Origin of the sequence: Chryseobacterium sp. Tr-659 (assembly GCF_011752975.1) — a bacterium.
Taxonomy (GTDB): Bacteria; Bacteroidota; Bacteroidia; order Flavobacteriales; family Weeksellaceae; genus Chryseobacterium.
In genome coordinates, this window is the sequence record NZ_VWWP01000007.1 from 43,524 (window position 1) to 67,305 (window position 23,782).

Genomic DNA, 23,782 nt, shown 5'->3' on the forward strand with positions numbered 1-23,782 from the left:
AAGAGAGTAAATAAAATAACGAAAGATCCGGAATGATGTTCCCGATCTTTTTATTTCCGCTGAAGAAGTATAAAACCTATCTTTTTCGGTTGGAAAATGCTCCGTCAGGGTTCTTAACCCCTCAGTATATATTTTTAATATCGAAGATGGGGCTACCCAACCGGAAATTTGATATAACAGACCTTAACGGAAGGTAAAAAGACCACAAAATAGTGTTTCGGAAGCCCCAATTATAATCATACATTCCTGTTTTTTATGTGGAAGATGTTATTTATTTGACAAATGGGCTAAAGCCCATCCCTATTGATTTTTTGCAGATAATTACCTCTGTTATTTTTTATAATAATGATGCGGAAAAGCTTCTTCGGGTTTCATCCTGAAAACATTCAGTAATATCCATGATTTCAGAAAGCCATATCCGTAAGAAAACATTTGAATATAGGTAGAAATTACTGCCATACCGGCAATACTTATATTTTTAGTCAGCAATAATGCATGGAAGAGTACAAGGAAAGTATACAAACCGTAAAAAGAAAGAATAACTCCTCTTCCTAAAATAAAATACTCCAGAAAGCCCATAACATATCCCAGCATAAATAAAGTAGGAAATGCAAAAGATATTTTCACGTAATTAGGGTGTCTTTGATTTAGAATTGGTCTTGCACAACCGAACTGATAAACCTGTTTAGAAAATTTTCCAAAATCTACCCTGCGTTTATGATATACAGCGATGTCATCAAAAAAAGCTGTAGTAAATCCGTTTTCCCAAAGCGTCATTGATAGATCCGGATCCTCTCCTATTCTCATTTCGGAAAACCCTCCTACTTTCTCAAAAACTTCTTTCTTCACTCCCATATTAAAGCTTCTGGGCTGGAACTTAGAAACTGCTTTTTTACTTCCTCTGATTCCTCCGGTTGTAAAAACAGAGGTCATGGAATACGAGATCGCTTTTTGCATCAGATTAAATCCTTTATGCGCTTTATCTGCTCCACCAAATGCATCACATGGAATGGTCTGGATATCATTCTTAATATGTTCAATATAATCTTTTTCTACAATCACATCGCTGTCAACAAATACCAGCCATTCATTGGCTGCTCTTTTTGCTCCGTAATTCCTTGTAAGCCCGGGTCCAGAATTATCTTTCCTGAAATATTTAACATCCAGACTTTCTTCAAAATTCTTAATAGTAGGTTTAAGATCGATTGTAGATCCGTCATCTACAATAATGATCTCAAACTCTCTATCAGTCTGCTGGCTAAGAGAGCTAAGCAATTCGAAAAGTTCATCTTTTCGGTTATAAATGGCAACAACAATGGAAATAGTAGGTTTCAAATTGAAAATTTTTCAAAATTAGTTATTCGTAAAATAATTCACAAAAGTTTATCTTGTTATTTATAAAAAAACCTGGGTAAATATTTCAAAAAAAAAAGAATATATTTGTTATCACTTAAAATATAACCTCTAAATCATGAAAATTAAATTATTATCTGTGATACTTTTAGGTATCTTTTATTCAACAAACGCACAGGTTGGGATTAATACAAAAAGTCCTTTTGGAGCACTGCATGTTGATGGAGCTAAAGATAATTCAGCAGCTCCTACCCCGGCTCAACAAGCTAATGATATGTTAGTAACAACTACCGGAGATGTTGGGATAGGAACAATCTCATTAGATTCCTCAGCAAAACTTCAAATCAACACAACAAACAAAGGATTATTAATTCCAAGAGTTACTCTTACCGCCCCTAATGACGGAACAACCATTCCCTCGCCCGCCAAAGGGCTTATTGTTTACAATACCAATATTACCACCAACATGGGAGAAGGTTTCTACACGAACTTAGGTACCTCTGCAGCTCCTTTATGGGTCACTTATCAGCAATATGATAAAACAGCATGGAAGTTTGAAAACTTTTATGACAGTGTTGCATCTGCGCCTGTAGATCAGCCGGTAACAGCTGGAACCACTATAAACAACCTTGGTTTAGGATTAAGCATAACGGTAACAATACCTGCTTTTAGTCAGGCAAAATTAGTAACCACATACAGCGTTCCTCTTGGAACTACTTCCTCAAACAATAACCTTAGCGGGTATTATGGAATCCGATTTCTTAAAGACGGAACGGAACTTCCTACAGGGTCAAGAAAATCAACTTTATTTAGCAGTCCTTCTAATGCGAGCCCTTCTTCAAGGATGATCTCTATAAGTGCCACAGTAGGTGATACAGTTGTTAATAATACCGCGACTCCTGTGAATGTTACCTATACTCTAAATGGATATTTGGAACCTACCGTTGGATCAGATACGATCCGATTCAATATGTGGTCTACTACTGATCCTAACTATAACTGGGGAAGAGGCTATATGTCTGTACAGATGTATACAAAAACTACATTATAAATTTCTGTATAACAAAATATACAAAATTTCAGTATATCTTAAATCTAAGCTCCTTTTCAAGGGGCTTTTTATTTATATAATTAAGTTAAGCTCGTTTCTTCTTATTACCGTATATATAAATTTCTCCGACCTTTACATCTGAATTGAAACTCTGAACCAAATTATTTGACATTCTAAACAAAATCATCCCTGTAAATACCTTGTAATTTTGCTTTAGAAATTTAAAACAATAAAAAATGGAACAGAATCTCAATCCAATGCAACAGCCGCTTCATTCAGGTTTCACAACCTATTCAACGGCTCAGGAAGTCATCAAAGGAATCGATCTTAATGGAAAAACAGTGATCATCACCGGGGGTTACGCCGGAATCGGTCTTGAAACCACAAGAGTTCTAACCTCAGCAGGAGCACATGTGATTATACCCGCCAGAGATATTGAAAAGGCAGGAAAAAATCTTTCAGGAATTAACCATTTTGAACTTGAAAAAATGGATCTGATGGATCCTGCATCCATTGAAGCTTTTGCAGAGAGATTTGTTGCTTCAGGCAGAAAGCTGGATCTTCTTATTAATAACGCCGGAATTATGTGGGTTCCGCTTCGCAGAGACAGCAGAGGCTTTGAATCTCAGCTGGCTACCAATTACCTTGGTCAGTTTCACCTTACGGCAAAGTTATGGCCTGCCCTGAAAAGAGCTAATGGTGCAAGAGTGATAAGTGTCTCTTCATACGGACATCAAATGTCTCCTTTCCATTTTGAAGATCCGAATTTTGAAAAACGAGATTATGAAACCCTCTCCGGATACGGCCAATCCAAAACAGCATGTAATTTATTTGCCGTGGCTCTTGACGAAAGAGGAAAAGACTTTGATATCCGAGCGTATTCTCTTCATCCGGGTTCTGTTTATGGTACAGATCTGGGCAGAGAAGAACCTATTGAGCTTTTTAAACAAATGGGAACTCATGATGAGAACGGAAATATCAAACCTGAAGTGGAAGCAAAATTAAAAACAGTTCCACAGGGTGCGGCTACTACGGTATGGTGCTCTGTAAGCCCTCAGCTCGATGGAATGGGTGGTGTATATTGTGAGAACTGTGACATTGCAGAAATTGACCGGGGACAAATTGAGCACAGATTTGATGAACCGGCAAGCATACGCGGGGTACAGCCTTATTCAATTGATAGAGAAAATGCTGAAAAATTATGGAAATTAAGCGAAGAAATGCTGGAGTTCCGTTTTGATGCAAAATAATTTCTTTTTTAAATACATTTGTAATTACAAACTACTGACAATGGATTTCCAGCTTCAATACCTAACACCGGATATCAAGCTTTCGAGCTATGATGACAAACTTTTCAAGACGGAAACAGTCTTTGAATATCATATGCTGGTATGGTTCATCTCTGGAGAAACTAAAATCATTCAGGCTGATAAAACCTATATCTTCAAAGCCGGAGATATCTTCCTGATTCCCAGAAACCACATTGCCACCATCATTAATTATCCGAAAGACGGCCTTCCGCATCAGGCAGTGGTTATGCACCTCACTACAGAACGACTGAAACAATTTTATGCTTCTGTTGATAACCAGCAGAAAACTATTTGTACGGAATCCAATATCCATCGTTTCAGCAATCATCCTCTTCTGAAAAGCTGTCTGGCATCTCTCATCCCTTATTTTGAAATTGAAGGACCGCTCCCTGAGAATATTGCTCATTTAAAAATTACAGAAGCTATTAGTATTTTAAGAGAGATTGACAGAAATATCGATTCCGTACTGGCTGATTTTGATGAACCGGGAAAGGTTGATCTGATCAACTTTATGGAAAAAAATTATATGTTTAATATGCCTTTAGAAAGATTCGGATATCTTACAGGAAGGAGTTTATCAACTTTCAACCGGGATTTCAGAAAAATTTTCCAAACTACGCCGCAACGATGGCTTACTCATAAACGGCTGGAACTGGCTTATTATCATTTATCTGAAAAGAATAAAAAGCCTTCTGATGTTTTTCTGGAAGTCGGTTTTGAAGACCTCTCTCATTTTTCACATGCTTTTAAAAAACAGTATGGCTTTGCGCCGTCTCTGGCAAGATAAAAAACAAATAATCCGTATCAGATTTTGATACGGATTATTTTATAATTAAGCGATAAATACACCTGACTTAAAATAGATGAATAAAACTACCGAAGTCATCAGTAATATTGTTGAAATACTGAAAAGAAGCAGCTTGAAAAGGTTTTTAAAATAATACAACTCCATAACGGACAAAACAAAAAATAACAAACCTGAAATTCCTGTTCCTATTAAAGAAGCTACAATTAATGTCTGTGTATAATTTTCTGACGGCAAAGGATCTTTAAAAACAATAGACAGCAAGACAGCCGCTGCTGCAATGAACCCTGCACTTATCTTTTCAGTAAAATATCTGGATCTTTTAGATACTTTTTTCTGGGGTTTCTCATCATAATTCAAACTCTTTCTGTCAGATTTTGAACGCGATGTCCCAGAGCCTGAAGTAACCAGCTCCACTACGTCAATGATTGCATCAAATACATCAAAAAAATTCCAGGACATATTTTTGTAAATGGCTATTTATTATCTTCCAGTTTATGTACTTTTTTCGTTCCTTCATACATTTCGTACTGTAAAAATCTTGTTTCCAGTTTTCCGTTGAAAAGCTTGATCTTTCTCGAAGGACGTAAACCTATTTTCTTCACAGCCTCAAGGTCTGAAGAGATCAGCCATGCTAATGTGTTAGGATAGTTTGTTTTAAAGGTATCTCCTATCTTTTTGTAGAAATCATCATCATTAATAGAGATTCTCTCATCATACGGCGGGTTGAATACCATTAATAAAGGGAAAAGTTCTTTTTTAGAATCAAAGAAATTCTGTTTTTTAATTTCAATAACATCCTCCATTTCTGCTGCTTCTACATTCATTCTGGCAGCATTAAGCATTCTGGCATCAATATCGTATCCTACGATTTTCCCGTCAAATTGTCGAACTCTGTTCACTCTGAATTCTTTAATTTTTGAAAACAGTTCCGCATCATAGTTTTTCCAGTTCTGGAATCCGAATCTTTTTCTGAATATTTGGGCCGGAAGATCCATAGCAATCATAGCCGCTTCAATCAGCAATGTTCCTGAACCACACATCGGATCAAGGAAATTCCCTTTTCCATCCCATCCTGCCAGCTGAAGCATTCCGCTCGCCAAAACTTCATTGATAGGAGCTTCTCCCTGCTCTCTTCTATAGCCTCTTTTAAACAAAGGATCACCTGAAGAATCCATTGAAATCATCACCAGTTCCCTATCTATATGAAGATGGAATTTGATATCCGGGTTTCTGGTTTCCACATTCGGACGTCTTTTGAATTTCTCCTGGAAATAATCAACAATTGCATCTTTCATTTTTAACGTTACAAACTGAGAATGCTTGAACGTTTCAGAATTAACCGTTGCATCAATAGAAAAAGATTGCTCAACATCCATAAATTCCGCCCAGTCAAATTTGAATAGTCTATCATAAAACTGATGCTGATTGAAAGCTTTGAACTGATGAATCGGAACCAGAATTTTCAATGCCGTTCTTGCAGAGTAATTAATTTTATAAAGGAAACCAAGATCCCCCTCACAATTTACTGCTCTGTTTTTGATTTCAACCTTTCTTCCGCCCAGCTTTTTAATTTCTTCTGCCAGAATCTGCTCCAATCCGAAGAATGTTTTTATCTGTATTTGTAGATTTTCTATGTCCATAATATAAATTTTAAAGGTTTAAAGCATTAGTAATTAAACAATTACCTATTCAACATCCCTTCTTATTGAATTTTTCAATTTCTTAATGTTATAAAATACTTTGCTTTTAACCGCACAAATTTAGTTATTTTTGCATTATGGAATGGTTTGAATCTTGGTTTGATACCCCTTATTATCATTTACTTTATAGCAACAGAGACTATACTGAAGCTGAAAACTTCATCACAAAGCTTACTGCGGATCTCCAGCTTCCGCCACAATCCAAAATCATAGATCTTGCCTGTGGTAAAGGAAGACACTCCGTTTTTCTTAATAAATTAGGATATGATGTTTTGGGACTTGACCTTTCAAGACAAAGTATTGAATCTGATAAACAATATGAAAATCAAACATTAATTTTTGAGGTTCACGACATGAGAAACCCGATTGATGCAGATCCTATGGACGCTGTCTTCAATCTATTTACAAGCTTCGGGTATTTCGATAATGAAAACGACGACAAAAAGGTATTTAAATCTGTTTACAACGTTCTGAAGCCCGGGGGATATTTCGTTCTGGATTATCTGAATGAAGAATTTGTAAGAAATACTATCGTTCCTGAAACGATAATTACCCGTGGTGATATAGATTTTAAAATCCTGAAAAAGATTGAAGGGAGACATATCATCAAAGACATCCGTTTTGAAGCAAATGGTAAACCTTTTCATTTCTTTGAAAAAGTAAAGCTTCACACTTTGGAAGCCATTCATGCGTATGCCTCTGAATGCGGTTTCGAGAGGATAAAAATCTGGGGAGATTATCAGCTTAATGAGTTTAACAAAGAGAATTCCCCACGTTGCATCAATTTATTTAAGAAAAACTAATGATAACAGTACTTTTACTGATTTTAAGTGTGATCACAGGAGTATTTCTGGGAAAATATTTTGGTAAAAAAGAAAAGCTTGCCAAAAATCTGCTGATATTAAGTGCCGGTTTTCTGATTACAATCTGTCTCAATGAAGTTTTCCCGCAGGTTTATACTTCTGCCCAAGCCAGTAATCTTGGGATATTCGTGATTGGCGGAGTTCTTCTCCAGATGATCCTGGAAGCTCTTACCAAAGGTTTTGAACATGGTCATTTTCATCACCATAATGATCATAATATTCTTCCTGCTGCTTTAATGGTAGGGTTATTCATTCATGCTTTTATTGAAGGAATTCCTTTGGCTAATGAAAAGCACGCGCTGTCTCCGTATCTTTTGGGAATTGTTTTCCACAATCTTCCTATTTCATTTATTCTGGGAGCATTTTTATTCAATAGAAAAGGAGAATCCAAAAGTTCATCATCTTACCCTTCAATTCTGATTGTAGCTCTGTTTGCTTTAGCTTCTCCAATGGGAATGCTGCTGGGAAATTATTTCGACCCCAATCTTCAGCCTTATTTCCTGGCTGTTGTAGGTGGAATTTTCCTTCACATCTCATCTGTAATCATTTTTGAAAGCAATAAGAATCATAATATCGACTGGGTTAAAATAGGACTGGTTGTTTTGGGAGTTTCACTGGCTCTGGTCATGCATCTCTTCCATCAACATCCTGTTGCCAGCTAATTATCCATTAAAAATAAAAAAGCTCCGAAAATTCGGAGCTTTCATTTTATAATCTTTCTATTACTTAACGTTTAGAATTTCCATCCTACGGTAAGAAAGAAATTATTTCTGTTGTTCTTCACTTCACTTACAGCATAAGAATCACTCTCGAATATCTTGTTATATGAATAATAAGAAGAATCAAAGTTATCACCCATATATCCTCTCATAAAAGGATTGCTGTATTTAGATGAAATATTTTGATATGATGCATCAATATAGAATGCCTTGAAATCATACCCAATACCGAATGAAAGTGTATTTCTGTCACTTAACATCAAATTGCTGTAAGATTGATCTCCTACGCTGCCAGCATCATTAAATCTACTGATCGTAAGAGCATCCAAAGGACTTGACTGGTAAGCATAACCTCCTCTCAATCTGAATTGCTGTACTCTATACTCAGCTCCTACTCTTACTTCAGACAGATTCTTGTAATTTTCCTTAAAGAAATCATTCAATTCTCTTTCTGCCGGTCCGTATACTTTATAATCAGGTTTTGTAAGCCCTAGCGTATAATCTACGTTTAATGAGAAATTCTTGCTCGCCACAAATGCAGCACTCACTGTTGCTTTAAGCGGAGAAGTAAATTTTCTATTTTCAGCTGCTACATCATCGCCGTAAGTAGGATCATTGTAGAAATTGTAATTTCTGTCAATAGTCCAGAACGTAGGAGTTTCAAGGGAAGCCCCCACTCTGAAATTAGGACTAAGCTTTCCAATTACCCCTAATGAAGCTGAAAAACCAGAAGATCTTTCCGAATAAGGCGTATCCTGCTTGCTGAATAATTCCGTAGAACCATTAGCAAGGTTGCGGTATCCTAAAGTGTCATACTGATCTACTGAAGCACTGAAAAAGTTTAATCCTGCTCCCACATAAAAACTGTGGTTATAGTTGGCACCTACCCCAAAGCTCATCTTTGACAAGTTTCCATACCTTTCGTAAGTATGACCTGCAAGAGAAGCATCTTTGGTTACATCATCCTTATCAAAGGCATAGACTATATTACTATTCCCAGGAGACTGTACTACATTATCAAGAGATTGATTTGAGAAATTGATCCCGATATTAATAAACTTCCATCCGGTTTCTGTCATTAACGGAAAAGCAATTATTCCTCCTGCATTTCCAAGATCTCCCTTGGTTTTGCTATAGTCTATTGTAGATCCAGCCCAAGAGCTGCTGTTTTTATTTCCTAAAATAGATAAAGTTCCTGAAACCTCTCCTGAAATAGCAACTCCTAAACCTGCAGGGTTGGTAAGTAACGAGTTGGCATCACCACCCAAAGCCCCGTTAGAACCAGCCATCGCATTAAATTTGGCCGATCCTACCATAGGAGTACTTGAGTAAACATCCACGGTATTTCTTATGATAGAAACATCCTGAGCCTGCGCAAAAAATGCCGCAGAAATACTCATTATTACTAAAGATTTTTTTAACATTATTTTTTTATAGTTTATTTATTTGAAAATTATCTGAAGCCGCCTCTACCGCCGCCGCCTGATCTCATACCACCTCCGCCACCGGAACCGCCTCTGAAGCCTCCGCCTCCACCGGAATTAAAACCTCCACTGGATCTGAAACCTCCTGAATCATTAGATCTGAAACCTCCGTTATTATATCTTGGCTGAGAATCATAATTAGGTCTTGTCTGAGGAGCTGAATTACGGAATCCACCGTTAGATTGTGAATTTCTGAATCCTCCGGAATTACTGTTTCTGAATCCTCCGGAATCTCCCTGTTGTCTGAAACCACCGTTACTGTTTCTAAATCCACCATTAGAGTTAGCATCTCTGAAGCCTCCGTTGGTTGTATTTCTGAAACCTCCGTTACCATTGTTGTTTCTGAATCCAGAATTCGCTGTATTGGTTCTATAGACCGCGTTGGCAACACCCGTATTCTGGAATCCGCCACCGCTTACGCCGCTTCTTCTGTATACAGGTCTGTTATAATAACCACCGCCCCAGTAGCCGCCACCGTATCCCCAATAAGGGTTTCCGTAGTAACCGCCCCAGAATGGGTCATAATATCCTCCCCAATAAGGAGAATAGCCCCAAGGACTTCCCCATCCGAAAGAGCCTCCCCAGCCCCAGCCGAATGATCCGCCCCAACCCCAGGACAAGCTTGCACCCCAGCCCCAGCCACGGTTCCAGCCCCAATACGGACTATAACCTCCGTACCAGCCCCAAGGAGATCCCCATCCCCAGGAATTGTCATAATAGTTGGTTTGTGAACCTGCATACATCCCCCAATCCGAGTCTGTAGCATTAGTATTCCAATTGGCATTGGTACCACTCCAGTCATTATATTTGTTTTGTTGCTCCCTAGAATTCGCTTCTGCATTCTGAATCACATTGGAATCCTGGTAATAGTCGTAGTATTCTCCGACTCTGTTTCCGCTACCATTAATGATAACTCCTTCCGGTAGCGTATCCTTGTTAGGGTCATAATATACCCCATCTGTCTCGCTATACCCTCCCATCTGAGCACCACAAGACACAAGCAATAATCCGCCTGATATCGCTAGAATCCCTTTGGATCTTAGCAGACCAAGCAAATTTTTATGTATATTTCTTTTCATGATAACGTAAAAATTTTTAATTTAAATTATATTTGCAATCTGTACCAAAAATGTACCAAAATACTGGTTAAAAAATCTATCAAAAATAGATTTTTATTTTTAGATAACAATAATGTACAAAAGTTAAAAAAATTTTAAAAAATAATGGCAAAATTAACCTCAAGAAGCGAAGATTACAGCAAATGGTATAATGAGCTGGTTGTAAAAGCTGATTTAGCTGAAAACTCAGGCGTGCGTGGATGTATGGTAATCAAACCGTATGGCTATGCAATCTGGGAAAAAATGCGTGATGAAATGGATAAAAAGTTCAAAGAAACAGGTCACGTTAACGCATATTTTCCGCTTTTTGTGCCCAAGAGCTTGTTTGAGGCTGAAGAAAAGAATGCAGAAGGTTTTGCAAAAGAATGTGCAGTTGTTACCCACTACAGATTAAAAACCGATCCGGACAATCCATCGAAACTGATTGTAGATCCGGATGCAAAACTAGAAGAAGAGCTTATTGTTCGCCCTACTTCAGAAGCAATTATTTGGAATACTTACAAAAACTGGATTCAATCTTACAGAGATTTACCTATATTGATTAACCAATGGGCGAATGTTGTACGTTGGGAAATGAGAACCCGATTGTTCCTAAGAACAGCTGAATTCTTGTGGCAGGAAGGTCACACTGCCCATGCTACAAAAGAAGAAGCAGTGGAAGAAGCGGAAAAAATGAATAAAGTATATGCAGATTTTGCAGAAAATTTCATGGCCATTCCGGTAGTTCAGGGATTAAAAACTCCTTCTGAAAGATTTGCCGGAGCTGATGAAACATACTGTATCGAAGCATTAATGCAGGACGGAAAGGCATTACAGGCAGGAACTTCTCACTTCTTAGGTCAGAACTTCGCAAAGGCATTTGACGTAAAATTCACCAATAAAGAAGGAAAAATAGAACATGCATGGGCAACATCATGGGGAACTTCAACCCGTCTGATGGGAGCTTTAATCATGACCCACTCTGATGATTTCGGATTGGTACTTCCTCCTACCCTTGCTCCTATCCAGGTAGTGATTGTTCCGATCTTTAAAGGAGAAGAGCAGTTGGAACAGATCAGTGAAGTGGCGTTGGATATTCAGGCTAAATTGAGAGCAAAAGGAATTTCTGTAAAATTTGATAATGACACCCAGAACAAACCGGGCTGGAAGTTTGCAGAATATGAATTGAAAGGAGTTCCTGTAAGAATTGCAATGGGACCAAGAGATCTGGAAAACAAATCTGTGGAAATTGCAAGAAGAGATAACCTTACGAAAGAAGTTCGTTCTATTGAAGGTTTGGATTCTTACATTGAAGATTTATTAAAGACCATTCAACAGGATATTTACAACAAAGCTTTTGAATTCAGAAAAAATAACATCACAAAAGTAGATACTTACGAAGAATTTAAAAAAGTTCTGGAAGAGAAAGGAGGATTTATCTATGCTCACTGGGATGGTACCGCTGAAGAAGAAGAGCAGATCAAGGACGAAACTAAAGCTACCATCAGATGTATTCCTCTGGATGATGATGTAGAAGAAGGAACTTCACTGATTTCTGGAAAACCTTCTAAGAGACGTGTATTATTCGCAAAAGCTTACTAATAATTTTAATGATTTTAAAAAAAATCGTTAATTTTTAAAGAAATATTCAAAAAAAGGTGACATTTGGACGGATTTTTGTTTAAATTTATCTCAACATTAATCCAAAAAAATTTATTATTATGTCTTTAAATGTCATTGATTTAATTAAAGGACAATTAGGTCCCGCTTTGGTTTCACAGGCTGCATCACAGTTTGGAGAAAGCGAATCAGGTATTTCTAAAGCAATTGGTGGCTTATTACCTGCTGTAGTAGGTGGATTGGCTAATAACGCAGATCACCCTGGCGTTGTGGATGCTATTACGAAGGCTCCATCAAGTGGAATTTTAGGAAATCTATTAGGCGGATCGTCCAGTAATCCTATTATTACCAATTTATTGTCTTCACTTTTCGGAGATAAGATAGGAGGATTAGTAAATTCCATTGCCAGTTTTTCAGGAATCAGCAATACTTCTGCAGGTTCTTTGTTAAATCTGGTTACCGGAGCTACGGTAGGCACAGTTGGAAAATACGCAGCAGATAATAATTTAGGAGCTTCAGGTATTTCCAGCTTACTGAATGATCAGAAAGGCATTATTTCATCCTTATTGCCGGCAGGACTTTCTCTGGCTTCCTTTGGACTGGGAGCAGAAAATTGGTTCGGACAGGCTAAGGAAACGGTTTCTTCTGTAACTTCTACCGCTAAAGATAACATCGCTGAAGGTGTTGCTACGGCAAGAGAAAACGTTTCAGAAGGAGCAAGAGAAATAAGAGAACAATTTAATAATAACAATAATGATAATCAAGGCGGAGGTTCAATCTGGAAATGGTTGCTTCCGCTTTTATTATTAATTGCAGCCGGATATTTCTTGTGGAAACAGTGCGAGAAAAAACAGACAACAACTACTACCACTTCTGCAGATTCAACAGCGATGAAAACCGGTTCTACTACGGACACAGCAGCTGCTGGAACAGCAACTCCTGCTCCTGCAACGGCTAAGACTGACGAGAACATTGATCTTAACGGAGTCGCTTTGAAAGGTTACAAAGGAGGAATGGAAGATCAAATGATCGCATTCCTGAAATCCGATGGTTACAAAAACGCTGCTGATGATGCTGCATTGAAAGATAAGTGGTACGACTTTGATCACGTTAATTTTAAAATAGGAAGTTCTACTGAACTTGAGGCAGGTTCTCAAGGACAATTGGATAACCTGGTAGCTATTCTTAAAGCTTTCCCTGATGCTAAAATCAAAATCGGTGGTTATACTGATAAAACAGGAAATGAAGCTTCTAACGTAAAATTATCCAAAGCAAGAGCTGAATTCATTAAAGCTGCTTTAGGAAAAGCGGGTGTTGGTGCTCAGGTATTGGAAGCAGAAGGTTACGGAAGTAAATTCGCTAAAGTGGATGCAAAAGCATCTGATGCAGAAAGAGCAGCTGACAGAAAAATGGCTGTAAGATTTGCTAAATAATCTTTAGACTTAATAAAAATTAGATCCCGGAAATAATTTTCCGGGATTTTTTTTGTTATGATTTTTGTGTTTACATTTATTTAATTAAATTTGTTAGTCATTTCTAACATTTATGAACTTCAACTTAAAAAGCGCTTGGCGAAAAGATAAAACATCACATTCCTTATCAGAGGTTTATTCATCTATTAAAGTACCTAAAAAAGGGACTTTCTGGAGAAAATATCTTGCTTTTGCCGGCCCGGGGCTTATGGTAGCCGTAGGATATATGGACCCGGGAAACTGGGCTACGGATATTGCGGGAGGTGCTCAATTTGGGTATACTCTCCTTTCTGTAATCCTGATCTCCAATATCTTTGCTATGGTTCTTCAGCATTTATCCGTAAAATTAGGGGTAGTTGCTGAAAGAGATCTGGCGCAAGCCTGCAGAGATCACTTTAACCCTACCACTAATTTTATTCTTTGGGTATTCTGTGAAATCGCCATTGCTGCCTGTGATCTCGCAGAAGTTATTGGTTCCGCAATTGCTTTAAACCTGTTGTTTCATATTCCGTTAACCTGGGGAATCGTTATCACAACTGTGGATGTTCTGGTCATTCTTTTGCTTCAGGCGAAAGGTTTCCGGTGGATCGAAAGTATTGTGGGCGGCCTTATATTTATTATTCTGGCTTGCTTTGTGTATGAAATAGTCATTTCAAAACCTGCTTTCAATGAAATTTTAGGAGGACTGGTCCCTCAAAAAGAAATCATTCAGAACCCGGCAATGCTTTATATTGCGATCGGAATTTTGGGAGCAACCGTTATGCCGCATAACTTATATCTTCACAGCAGTATTGTACAAACAAGGGATTATACCCGTGATACGGAGGGAAAAAAAGAAGCTATAAAATTTGCTACATTAGACAGTACAGTATCCCTGATGCTCGCATTCTTCATTAACGCAGCGATCCTTATCCTTGCTGCAGCTACATTCCATACAACAGGAAACGAACATGTTGCAGATATTCATGACGCTTATAAAATGCTAACCCCTATTTTAGGTGCATCAATGGCGAGTATTGCATTTGCTATCGCTTTACTTGCTTCCGGACAAAATTCAACGCTTACAGGAACCCTCGCGGGGCAAATCGTTATGGAAGGCTTTCTTAATATCAGATTAAAACCGTGGCTGCGACGACTGATCACAAGGCTTATTGCTGTTGTTCCGGCGCTTATCGTTACTATTCTTTACGGAGAAAAAGGCACAACTGATTTGTTGGTATTAAGCCAGGTTATTCTTTCGATGCAGTTAAGTTTTGCCGTAGTTCCATTGGTTATGTTCACGAATGATAAGGCAAAGATGGGAGAATTTGTAAACAAACCATTCCTTAAAGTTTGTGTCTGGATTATTTCCATTATCATTATTATTTTAAATCTATATCTGCTGTATCAAACATTTACAGAGAAATAAAAACATTCAAAATACAGTTATCCAATTGACTATTGATTATTCTTTAAAGGGAGTGCTCAATAGTCAATTTTGCTTTACAAAGCCTATGATTTTAAATGGCAGACATTATCAATTTACAGACGTAATAAATTGACCTATTTACAATTCACAAAGGCATTTTATATTCATGGTTTTCTGCCTTAATGTCCTGATTTTTCCATTTGGCAGACCTTTTGTCAAACAATTCTGTAAATAAATATTGAATTATGGAAAACCAGGATATTAACGAAGAAAGCATCAATAATCAGGAAGAAAACAATATTCAGAACGAAACAACAGCTCAGGACAATGTGACAGCTGCCCCTACAACAGAGGAACTTTTGGCAGAAGAGAAAGACCGTTACATCAGATTGTATGCTGAATTCGAAAACTATAAAAAAAGAACATCTAAGGAGAAGATGGAATTCTTCCAGTATGCCAATCAGGAAATGATGGTTTCTATGTTAGGTGTTTTAGATGATTTTGAAAGAGCATTAAAGGAAATCGCTAAAAACGGAAATCCGGCTGACCTTCAGGGTGTAGAATTGATCTATCAGAAATTCAAAAATAAACTTACCGAGAAGGGTTTAAAGACAATGGAAGTAAAGGCTGGTGACAGTTTCAACGTAGATTTCCATGAAGCTATTACCCAAATTCCTGCCCCATCAGAGGATTTAAAAGGAAAAATCGTAGACGTTATCGAAACGGGATACACTTTAAATGATAAAGTAATCCGTTTTGCAAAAGTAGTAACAGGAAACTAAAATTCATAAATGATAAATGATGAGTGATAATTGATGAATGTTTCACTTATTAAACTTTAAAATATCTTTTATCATTTATCAACAATCAATTATTAAATTGTCATGTCAAAAAGAGATTATTACGAGGTTCTTGAGATCAGCAAATCTGCATCTGCCGACGAAATAAAAAAAGCATACCGAAAAATGGCCATCAAATATCACCCTGATAAAAATCCGGGAGACAAGGAGGCTGAAGAAAAATTTAAAGAGGCTGCTGAAGCTTATGAAGTATTAAGCGATGATCAGAAACGTGCCAGATATGACCAGTTCGGCCATGCCGGAGTAGGTGGAAATGGTGGTTTCGGAGGCGGAGGCTTCGGAGGCGGAATGAATATGGAGGATATTTTCAGCCAGTTTGGAGATATTTTCGGTGGTGGTTTCGGAGGATTTGGCGGCGGCGGTGGCCGTCAGCAGGTGAAAGGTTCTAATTTAAGAATCAGAATCAAGCTGAACCTTGAGGAAATGGTAAACGGAACTCACAAGACCATTAAAGTAAAAAAAATGAAGATGGCTGAAGGAGCCACTTCAAAAACATGTCCTACCTGTAATGGTTCCGGTGTTCAGCTTAAAGTAATGAATACTATGTTTGGTCAAATGCAGACACAAACAACATGCTCTACATGTCAGGGAATTGGTAAAGTTGCTGATAAAATCCCGGCTGGTGCCAATGCCCAAGGTCTGGTAAAAGATGAAGAGGAAATCACAATCAATATCCCTGCAGGAGCAAGAGACGGTATTCAGCTTAATGTAAGAGGAAAAGGAAATGATGCTCCATTTGGAGGAACTCCGGGAGACCTGTTGGTGATTATTGAAGAAGAAGTAGATCAAACGATCAAGAGAGAAGGCGATAATCTTCACCAGGAATTATACGTTTCATTTGCTGAAGCTGCTTTAGGAACAAAAAAAGAAATCCCTACCGTAGGCGGAAAAGTGAAAATTACCGTTGATCCGGGAACTCAATCCGGGAAAATCCTGAGATTAGCAGGAAAAGGACTTCCAAGCATCGATAGTTATGGAAAAGGAGATATGTTTATTCACATCAATGTATGGACACCACAAAAGCTGACCAAAGAACAGAAAGACTTCTTTGAAAAGCAGATGTCCAGCGGAGAAATGGTTGCAGAACCATCCGGAAAGGAAAAAACTTTTTTTGATAAAGTGAAAGATTTATTCAATTAATAAAAAAACCCTTTTAAAAGGGTTTTTTTTATACAAATAAGTCATTTCAACGTAAATTTTATTTTATATTTATAATAAAAATATAAAATGTTACCTTTAGTAAATGATACTCAAAATATTTACATTGAAATAACCAATTTAAGGCATGGAGGACTTGGATGGGAACTTGGAACTTGTTTATGGAGTCCTAAATTTGATTCTAGCTCAAAGAAAGCCTGGAAATTAATGGAACAAGTCAAAATCAATGATATAATCTTACATTTAGTAAAGCTCAACAATCATTATCATTTTTATGGAGTTTCGAAAGTCTGCACAAAAATCATTGAAACACGAGAATCCCCACCATTACCCGATAAATGGGAAAATATGATTCCATATCAAAGAATTAACCTTACTAATTTTAATAAAATTCCCAAACCTTTTCCAGTAAGTGAAATTTTTAATATTTATGAAACGCGCTTAAGAAATATTAAAAACGATAACATTGAAGGGCAATTCTATAATTTATATCAAAATCAGCTAAGGGTCTCCCAAAGGTATTTTGCAATATGTCCTCCTGAATTATATCAAATATTTGACGAAATCACCAATTTTATTGATTTCACTCCGATTATTAAAGATGATTATTATGATAATGTCCCTACTCTTCATGAGCCCCAAAATCCAGACTACACCCCACCTTCTAGGGTTCAAACAGTTGTTACAAGAATAATTAGAGATACAAAACTATCTAGGAATATTAAATCTGAACATAATTGGAAATGTCAAGTTTGTGGTAAAAGTATTTTATTACCTAATGGCTTTAATTATTCCGAAGGGCATCATCTAAAACCATTAGGAGGTGAGCACCAAGGTCCTGACATTTCTGGAAATATAATTATTGTTTGCCCCTATCACCATACAGAATTTGATTATGGTAGTATTGCTATTAATCCTATTACTAATTTAATAGAACATATTGACCCTCATAATGTATTCCATCATCAACAGCTAGCTTATACAAGAACAGATGTTGATGAAGAGTTTATAAAGTATCATTATGAAAAAAGGTTTAATCAATTATAATTTAAAAATCCTGTACTCAATTGAATACAGGATTTTTTTGGTTATTTAAATCTAATTCTGTTTTATTTTTTCGTAGCTAAAGAATATATCGCTTTTCCAATGGTAAAAACGGCTACAGCAGCTAATCCTCCTACAATTCCGAATGTAAATTCTTTAAGAACAGACGGCCATGTTGGTAATAATTCATGCAAATAATGAATATTATGGGCAAAAATACCTCCTGAAACCAAAATCAAAGCAATGGTTCCCACGATTCCTAAAAGCTTGATAATGATAGGCAATGCTTTTACCAGCAAATGGCCAAGCTTGGAAAAAAATCCTTTATCATGGCTTTTTCTGATAAGGCTGAAACCTGCGTCATCCATTCTCACGATCAGCGCTACAATTCCATATACCCCAACGGTAGCAATAAATGCAACAAAAGTAACGGTAAGAATCTGTGTAATAAGCGGATGCTCTTGCTGAATAACTGTTCCTAAAGCTATAATAACAATTTCAATAGAAAGAATGAAATCTGTTCTGATGGCTGAGTTTATTTTTGATTTTTCAGAAACTTCCGAGTTTTCATCTTCCTTACTTTCCTCCATTACCTCATGTCCCTTTTTGGAACGATGAAACAAGAACTCAATAATTTTCTCTACTCCTTCAAAGGCCAGATACAATCCTCCTAAAATAAGAATGATTTCTATAGCCGGTTTGTAGAGCCAGTTGAGCAAAAAAGCAATAGGAAGAATAATCAGCTTATTGATGAATGACCCTTTCGTAATTGCCCATAAAACCGGAAGCTCTCTTGAAGAAAGAAAACCTGTGGCTTTTTCTGCATTTACAGCCAGGTCGTCGCCCAAAATACCTGCTGTTTTCTGTGTAGCAATCTTACTGGTAACCGCTACATCATCCATCAATGCTGCAATATCATCCAAAATTGCAAAAAAGCCTGATGCCATATTTTAATTTTTTTTTAATCTTTGTTAAGTTCTGCAAAAATAAATATTAAAATCTATTTTTAATTTATTTCTGAATATTAATTTAAAAAATTTTCTGTTCAAACTGTTGATATGAACAAAAGTCTGCTTACTTTTAACCGTTTTTTAAAACCAGATACTATGCGGCATTCATCTTATATTTTAGCTTTAGGATCTTTGATTTTTATGTTGAACCCATTTTGTTCACCTTTACAAGCCCAAAATCAAACAAATGCAGCCAGCATAAATCCGGAAAAGAAAAAGCAGGAAATAGACAGCATTATAAAAGCCTATGCATCTGTTAATAAATTCAATGGAACTGCTTTGATTCATTATCAAAACAAAATTATTTTCGAAAGATCATACGGCTGGCAGGATGCAGAAAAAAAAATTCCTAATCAGAACAAAAGTATTTATCAGATCGCTTCTTTAACCAAATCTTTTACTGCTCTAGTGATTGTAAAGCTGGACGAAGAAGGAAAACTATCCGTGAAAGATCCTATCTCGAAGTTTATTCCGGATTATCCAAGGGGAAATGAAATTACGATTGAGCATCTCCTTACCCACTCCTCGGGAATTTATGAAGCATTACGAAATAAAGAATATGTCCGTTTGCTTCATACAGGAGAAATCATTAACAAAGATAAAGAGCTTTCTTTTTTTAAAAACGAGCCTTTGGATTTCAAACCCGGAACCCAATTCTCATATACCAATTCCGGATATATTTTATTAGGAGTAATCATTGAAAAGGTAACAGGACTCTCTTATGAAAATGCTGTAAGAAAATTCATTCTAAATCCTCTCAAGATGACACATACAGGCTTTGATTATTTAGATTTGAAAAGTCCGTATAAAACGGTTCCTTATTCTTATATATCAAAGACAAGACAAGATAAAACGGAAATATGGAATTCTACATTAACCGGTCCTGCAGGGCAGATATACAGTACTGTTGAAGATTTATACAATTATTATAAAGGATTGAGAGATTATAAAATTGTTTCCAAAGAAGCATTTAAAAAAGCGACAACGCCTTATTTAAGCGGCTATGGATATGGTTGGTTTATTGATGATCTTTACGGGAAAAAACTCATTAACCACGGCGGAAATATCGAAGGCTCTACCAGTTATTTTGCCATGCTTCCAAAGGATGATATCAGTATCATACTTCTTAACAACATCACAAGTAAAAAGCTGGAGAAAGCAGGAAATACTATTTTAGCAGCCCTCTTAGGGGAGCCTTACACGCTTCCGCAACCTAAGAAAGAAATAATTCTGAGTGCTGATTCGCTCAAAAAATATGCAGGTAATTATCAACTTTCTGATGATGATATTATCCATATTCTGTATGAAAACGGTCAGCTTTTTATTCAGAACAATAATGAACCTAAAGTAAGAATGCTGGCTGAAAAAGAGGATGCATTTTTTCTGCTGGATGATGATACCGAAATTTCTTTCACTTTCAAAAAAGGAGAAAAAGATATTATTATGATCAAAAAAGGACTTTCATCAAAAACAGCCGAAAAGCTTTAAATATCGGTTTCATACTCAATTAGTTGATCATCAATAGAATTTTCAGTATTTTTACTCTATGAAAAGGCTCATTCTCAGGTATCATTTTTTCGTTATGGGATCTCTAGGCTTTCTGCTGCAATCCTGCAATACGAAATTCAGAGTCTGGGTAGGCCCCGGCGGCCAGCAGAAGATTTATAATCTGAAATACGGAGAACATAAAAGACAGAAAATGGATGTCTTTCTTCCCAAAGATTATGCGGAAGATTCTCCTGTTGCTCTTATTGTACATGGAGGAGCCTGGACTCTGGGAAAGAAAGAACATATGATCCAGATTCAGAAAATGCTTTTTGAAAATGGAGTTCCAAGTATCAATATGAATTACAGATTGGTTTCTGCCAAGAAAAAAATTACCTATAAACAGCAGCTTGAAGATATTGGCCTCGCGATAGAAAAGTTCAATTCCTTATCTGAGAAAGCCGAGCTCAGGCCCAACAATTATATCATTCTGGGAGAAAGTGCCGGTGGCCATCTTGCTCTACTTTACGGTTATCAGCATCCGGATCAGATCAAAAAGATCATTTCTTTAAGCGGGCCTACTGATTTCTACAGTCCGGAATATCTTAATTCATTTTATTCCAAATATACCTCGCCTACCATTCAGAAGGTGGTTGGAATTAAATTTGACCGCAGCAACATTTCTGAAGCCTTTAAAGAAGCCAGCCCTATTGCCAATATTACAGATGTGCCGACCTTATTATTTCAGGGAAATAACGATGTTCTGGTTAACCCGCATCAGGGAATAGCTATGGATTCGGCACTCAGCCGGATGAATGTTCCGCATAAATTTATTTTTATGAAAGGAGCCGGCCATGCTCCAAGATTTTTCAGCAAGAGAAAAAGAGACAGCATCATCTATCCTAATATTCTGGAATGGATCAGAAAATAGAATCAGTTTTTGCTAATCATCTCTTTGTTTTCTACATCTAAAGCAAAAAAAAGCCATCTCATTTATTGAGACGGCTGTTGTATTTATTTTGTGTTATTTAATACTTATTCAAAATCGTTGTTCTCGTATTTTGATAAATCATCTTTCTTTCCGAAAACAAATTTGATGATTACCGGAAGTGTGGTCACCAATACGATCACAATAATGATATATTCCAGCTTTTCTTTTAAATTGATTCCAAACTGTTCCATGAATAATTTATCCAGATAATGACCAGCAAAGATCAAAATAAATGACCATAAAACGGCTCCGATGATATTATCTCTTAAGAACTCTTTTTTATCCATTTTTACAATCCCTGCAACAATTGGAGTAAAAGTTCTTACAACAGGTAAGAATCTTGCCATGATGATAGCTAAAGCTCCGTGTTTTTCGAAAAAATCATGAGCCTGATAAAGATATTTCTTTTTGAAGAGCATTGAGTCTGGCCTTTTATATAAAGCGGGACCTGCTTTTCTCCCAAAATAATATCCTACTTCATTTCCGATAATAGCAGCAAGAGCTACTCCTGAGGATAGTAATGTAGTATCCAAGAAATCGCTTCCCGTAGAGCCAAAAGTCTCTTTGATGATTTCAACTGCATAAATTCCTGAAACGAATAAAAGTGAATCTCCAGGCAGGAAAAACCCTACAAAAAGACCTGTTTCAGCAAAAACAATAAATAAAATAAGCCAAAACCCTCCCATTTTAATATAAAACTCCGGGTTTAATAAATCCTTCCAGCTATTGAAATCTTCCATATATATTGATGAACAACAAAAATAGGTGTAAAATATCTGAAACAAAAATTAATTATAAGATTTTAACTAAAATTCAGATATGATTTTTAAAGATCCAGATCATCATCGGAAACTGCTGTCCCATCGGCCATCAGGAAAGCTTTCAGGAATGGTGTGATATTACCATTCATTACAGCATCCACATCAGATGTTTCATGACCTGAGCGAACATCTTTTACCAGTTTGTAAGGATGCATTACGTAATTCCTGATCTGACTTCCCCACTCGATCTTCATTTTGTTGGCTTCTATTTCATTTCTTGCCTTCATACGTTCTTCCAATTCCATTTCATATAATCTTGAACGAAGGAGCTGCATGGCCTTTTCTTTATTTTGAAGCTGTGAACGGGATTCTGAGTTTTCAATGATAATTCCGGTAGGTGCGTGACGAAGACGTACCGCAGTTTCTACCTTGTTAACGTTCTGCCCTCCGGCTCCGGATGCTCTCATGGTTTCAAAACTGATATCGGCAGGATTAATATTAATCTCAATAGTATCATCCACCAACGGGTAAACATACACAGACACAAAGCTTGTATGACGTTTCGCATTACTGTCGAAAGGTGAAATTCTTACCAAACGGTGCACTCCGTTCTCTCCTTTCAGATATCCGAATGCATATTCTCCTTCAATTTCCAGGGTAACGGTTTTTACACCGGCTACATCTCCTTCCTGAAAGTTCAGTTCACGGATCTTATACCCCTGTTTTTCTGCCCACATTGTATACATTCTCATCAGCATGGATGCCCAATCGCAGCTTTCCGTACCTCCTGCTCCTGCAGTGATCTGAAGAACCGCAGAAAGTTCATCTCCTTCATTGGAAAGCATATTTTTAAATTCCAGGTCTTCAATTTTTTCCACCAATTCCGGAAAGGTTTCATCCAGTTCCTTTTCAGAATCGGGATCTTCTTTAGCAAAATCGGCTAAAACCTGAAGGTCTTCAAACTGTGTCTGAATTTCATCATAGCTTTCCACCCATTTTTTTTTGGAACGAAGCTGCTTCAGAAATGTTTCAGCGGTTTTAGGATTATCCCAAAACTCAGGAGCTGCCGTTTTTTCATCATCATTGGCAATTTCTATTTTCTTTTTTTCAATCTGAAGGTATCTGTGTAGGTCTTCAATTCTGGATTGAACTTCTTTTATCTGGTCGTTGTTGATCACGAATTTTTCTTTTTGCAAAAATAAGGAATTCTTTTAGAGTGGAGAGGTACGGGTTCAAAGTTCCAGGTTTAAAATTTTGAGTTCTAACTGAGAACTTTTTTTACATTATATTTAAACTTTAAAACAAGGTTAAATGGATATTAATGATTTGATCAATGAACGTCATGGTAATTTTACGCATTTAAAAAAATTAATTGTTTCAATTAATCTAATGCCAGGTATTTCCAAAAGCAGTTTTGATCATATAACTGAAAAATTACTTCAACATCTGGAAAAAGGAGTTGACAAAAACAAACTAAAAATCGTCATAGAAACAGAATTATGTCTGACCTATGGTCTTTATACCTATGAATTTAATTCAGAAGAATTGTCGGAAACTATTTTCGATTGGTGGAAAAATCATTAAAAAA

22 protein-coding genes are annotated in these 23,782 nt (G+C 36.8%); 14 read left to right on the forward strand and 8 right to left on the reverse strand.

Features of this window, described 5'->3' with window-relative positions; translation table 11 throughout:
• Nucleotides 1-330: 330 nt before the first annotated feature.
• Nucleotides 331-1,335, reverse strand: coding sequence for a glycosyltransferase (locus F3J23_RS15070; protein ID WP_167030732.1), 1,005 nt, complete (start codon nt 1,333-1,335; stop codon nt 331-333).
• 136 nt (nt 1,336-1,471) lie between these two features.
• Between F3J23_RS15070 and F3J23_RS15075 the strand changes: the two genes are divergently transcribed.
• The 3 genes from F3J23_RS15075 (at nt 1,472) to F3J23_RS15085 (ending at nt 4,501) form a co-directional block, all read left to right on the forward strand.
• Nucleotides 1,472-2,404 carry a hypothetical protein gene (locus F3J23_RS15075; protein WP_167030735.1) on the forward strand — a complete coding sequence of 311 codons (933 nt, stop codon included), beginning with the start codon at nt 1,472-1,474 and terminating at the stop codon, nt 2,402-2,404.
• A 236-nt stretch (nt 2,405-2,640) separates the two neighbouring features.
• Entirely contained in the window at nt 2,641-3,654 is a 1,014-nt protein-coding gene (locus tag F3J23_RS15080) for an SDR family NAD(P)-dependent oxidoreductase (protein ID WP_167030738.1), read from the forward strand.
• 40 nt (nt 3,655-3,694) lie between these two features.
• Entirely contained in the window at nt 3,695-4,501 is an 807-nt protein-coding gene (locus F3J23_RS15085; protein WP_167030741.1) for a helix-turn-helix domain-containing protein, read from the forward strand.
• Between the two features lie 45 nt (nt 4,502-4,546).
• Here the strand turns inward: F3J23_RS15085 and F3J23_RS15090 are convergent, their stop codons facing one another.
• Nucleotides 4,547-4,981, reverse strand: a complete 435-nt coding sequence (locus tag F3J23_RS15090) for a branched-chain amino acid ABC transporter substrate-binding protein (protein WP_167030744.1) — start codon at nt 4,979-4,981, stop codon at nt 4,547-4,549.
• Nucleotides 4,982-4,995: 14 nt separating this feature from the next.
• Nucleotides 4,996-6,162 (reverse strand): class I SAM-dependent RNA methyltransferase, encoded by a 1,167-nt coding sequence (locus F3J23_RS15095; protein WP_167030747.1) that lies wholly within the window; start codon nt 6,160-6,162, stop codon nt 4,996-4,998.
• 137 nt (nt 6,163-6,299) lie between these two features.
• Between F3J23_RS15095 and F3J23_RS15100 the strand changes: the two genes are divergently transcribed.
• Together F3J23_RS15100 and F3J23_RS15105 are read left to right on the forward strand one after the other, a co-directional pair.
• A complete protein-coding gene (locus tag F3J23_RS15100; protein ID WP_167030750.1) occupies nt 6,300-7,025 on the forward strand; it encodes a class I SAM-dependent DNA methyltransferase in 726 nt (241 codons plus the stop codon).
• Nucleotides 7,026-7,027: 2 nt separating this feature from the next.
• Complete coding sequence (locus F3J23_RS15105) at nt 7,028-7,747, forward strand: ZIP family metal transporter (protein ID WP_167031414.1); 720 nt, start codon at nt 7,028-7,030, stop codon at nt 7,745-7,747.
• Nucleotides 7,748-7,818: 71 nt separating this feature from the next.
• Here the strand turns inward: F3J23_RS15105 and F3J23_RS15110 are convergent, their stop codons facing one another.
• Nucleotides 7,819-9,204: an OmpP1/FadL family transporter gene (locus F3J23_RS15110; protein WP_228455352.1), complete on the reverse strand. Its 1,386-nt coding sequence runs from the start codon at nt 9,202-9,204 to the stop codon at nt 7,819-7,821.
• A gap of 53 nt (nt 9,205-9,257) precedes the next feature.
• Nucleotides 9,258-10,367: a prolyl-tRNA synthetase gene (locus F3J23_RS15115; protein WP_167030756.1), complete on the reverse strand. Its 1,110-nt coding sequence runs from the start codon at nt 10,365-10,367 to the stop codon at nt 9,258-9,260.
• 144 nt (nt 10,368-10,511) lie between these two features.
• Here F3J23_RS15115 and proS point away from each other — a divergent pair, with 144 nt between their 5' ends.
• The 6 genes from proS to F3J23_RS15145 all read left to right on the forward strand — a co-directional run bounded on the left by proS (nt 10,512) and on the right by F3J23_RS15145 (nt 17,950).
• A complete protein-coding gene (gene proS / locus F3J23_RS15120; protein ID WP_167030759.1) occupies nt 10,512-11,987 on the forward strand; it encodes a proline--tRNA ligase in 1,476 nt (491 codons plus the stop codon).
• A 119-nt stretch (nt 11,988-12,106) separates the two neighbouring features.
• Nucleotides 12,107-13,438 (forward strand): OmpA family protein, encoded by a 1,332-nt coding sequence (locus F3J23_RS15125; RefSeq protein WP_167030762.1) that lies wholly within the window; start codon nt 12,107-12,109, stop codon nt 13,436-13,438.
• A 112-nt stretch (nt 13,439-13,550) separates the two neighbouring features.
• Nucleotides 13,551-14,885 carry an Nramp family divalent metal transporter gene (locus F3J23_RS15130; RefSeq protein WP_167030765.1) on the forward strand — a complete coding sequence of 445 codons (1,335 nt, stop codon included), beginning with the start codon at nt 13,551-13,553 and terminating at the stop codon, nt 14,883-14,885.
• A gap of 242 nt (nt 14,886-15,127) precedes the next feature.
• Nucleotides 15,128-15,667 (forward strand): nucleotide exchange factor GrpE, encoded by a 540-nt coding sequence (locus F3J23_RS15135; protein ID WP_410498023.1) that lies wholly within the window; start codon nt 15,128-15,130, stop codon nt 15,665-15,667.
• Nucleotides 15,668-15,769: 102 nt separating this feature from the next.
• On the forward strand, nt 15,770-16,885 hold the full coding sequence (gene dnaJ, locus F3J23_RS15140) for a molecular chaperone DnaJ (protein ID WP_167030771.1): 1,116 nt from the start codon (nt 15,770-15,772) through the stop codon (nt 16,883-16,885).
• 87 nt (nt 16,886-16,972) lie between these two features.
• Nucleotides 16,973-17,950, forward strand: coding sequence for an HNH endonuclease (locus tag F3J23_RS15145; protein ID WP_167030774.1), 978 nt, complete (start codon nt 16,973-16,975; stop codon nt 17,948-17,950).
• Nucleotides 17,951-18,012: 62 nt separating this feature from the next.
• Here F3J23_RS15145 and F3J23_RS15150 read toward each other — a convergent pair whose 3' ends face one another.
• Nucleotides 18,013-18,894: a DUF808 domain-containing protein gene (locus F3J23_RS15150; protein ID WP_167030777.1), complete on the reverse strand. Its 882-nt coding sequence runs from the start codon at nt 18,892-18,894 to the stop codon at nt 18,013-18,015.
• 111 nt (nt 18,895-19,005) lie between these two features.
• On the opposite strand from F3J23_RS15150, the gene F3J23_RS15155 reads away from it, so the two are divergent.
• Both F3J23_RS15155 and F3J23_RS15160 read left to right on the forward strand, forming a co-directional pair.
• Nucleotides 19,006-20,445 (forward strand): serine hydrolase, encoded by a 1,440-nt coding sequence (locus tag F3J23_RS15155; RefSeq protein ID WP_167030780.1) that lies wholly within the window; start codon nt 19,006-19,008, stop codon nt 20,443-20,445.
• Between the two features lie 58 nt (nt 20,446-20,503).
• Nucleotides 20,504-21,373 (forward strand): alpha/beta hydrolase, encoded by an 870-nt coding sequence (locus tag F3J23_RS15160; protein ID WP_167030783.1) that lies wholly within the window; start codon nt 20,504-20,506, stop codon nt 21,371-21,373.
• 104 nt (nt 21,374-21,477) lie between these two features.
• Here the strand turns inward: F3J23_RS15160 and F3J23_RS15165 are convergent, their stop codons facing one another.
• Together F3J23_RS15165 and prfB are read right to left on the reverse strand one after the other, a co-directional pair.
• A complete protein-coding gene (locus F3J23_RS15165; protein ID WP_167030786.1) occupies nt 21,478-22,173 on the reverse strand; it encodes a DedA family protein in 696 nt (231 codons plus the stop codon).
• A gap of 86 nt (nt 22,174-22,259) precedes the next feature.
• Entirely contained in the window at nt 22,260-23,372 is a 1,113-nt protein-coding gene (gene prfB / locus F3J23_RS15170) for a peptide chain release factor 2 (RefSeq protein WP_167031416.1), read from the reverse strand.
• Nucleotides 23,373-23,505: 133 nt separating this feature from the next.
• Here prfB and F3J23_RS15175 point away from each other — a divergent pair, with 133 nt between their 5' ends.
• Nucleotides 23,506-23,778 carry a hypothetical protein gene (locus F3J23_RS15175; RefSeq protein WP_167030789.1) on the forward strand — a complete coding sequence of 91 codons (273 nt, stop codon included), beginning with the start codon at nt 23,506-23,508 and terminating at the stop codon, nt 23,776-23,778.
• Nucleotides 23,779-23,782: the final 4 nt, after the last annotated feature.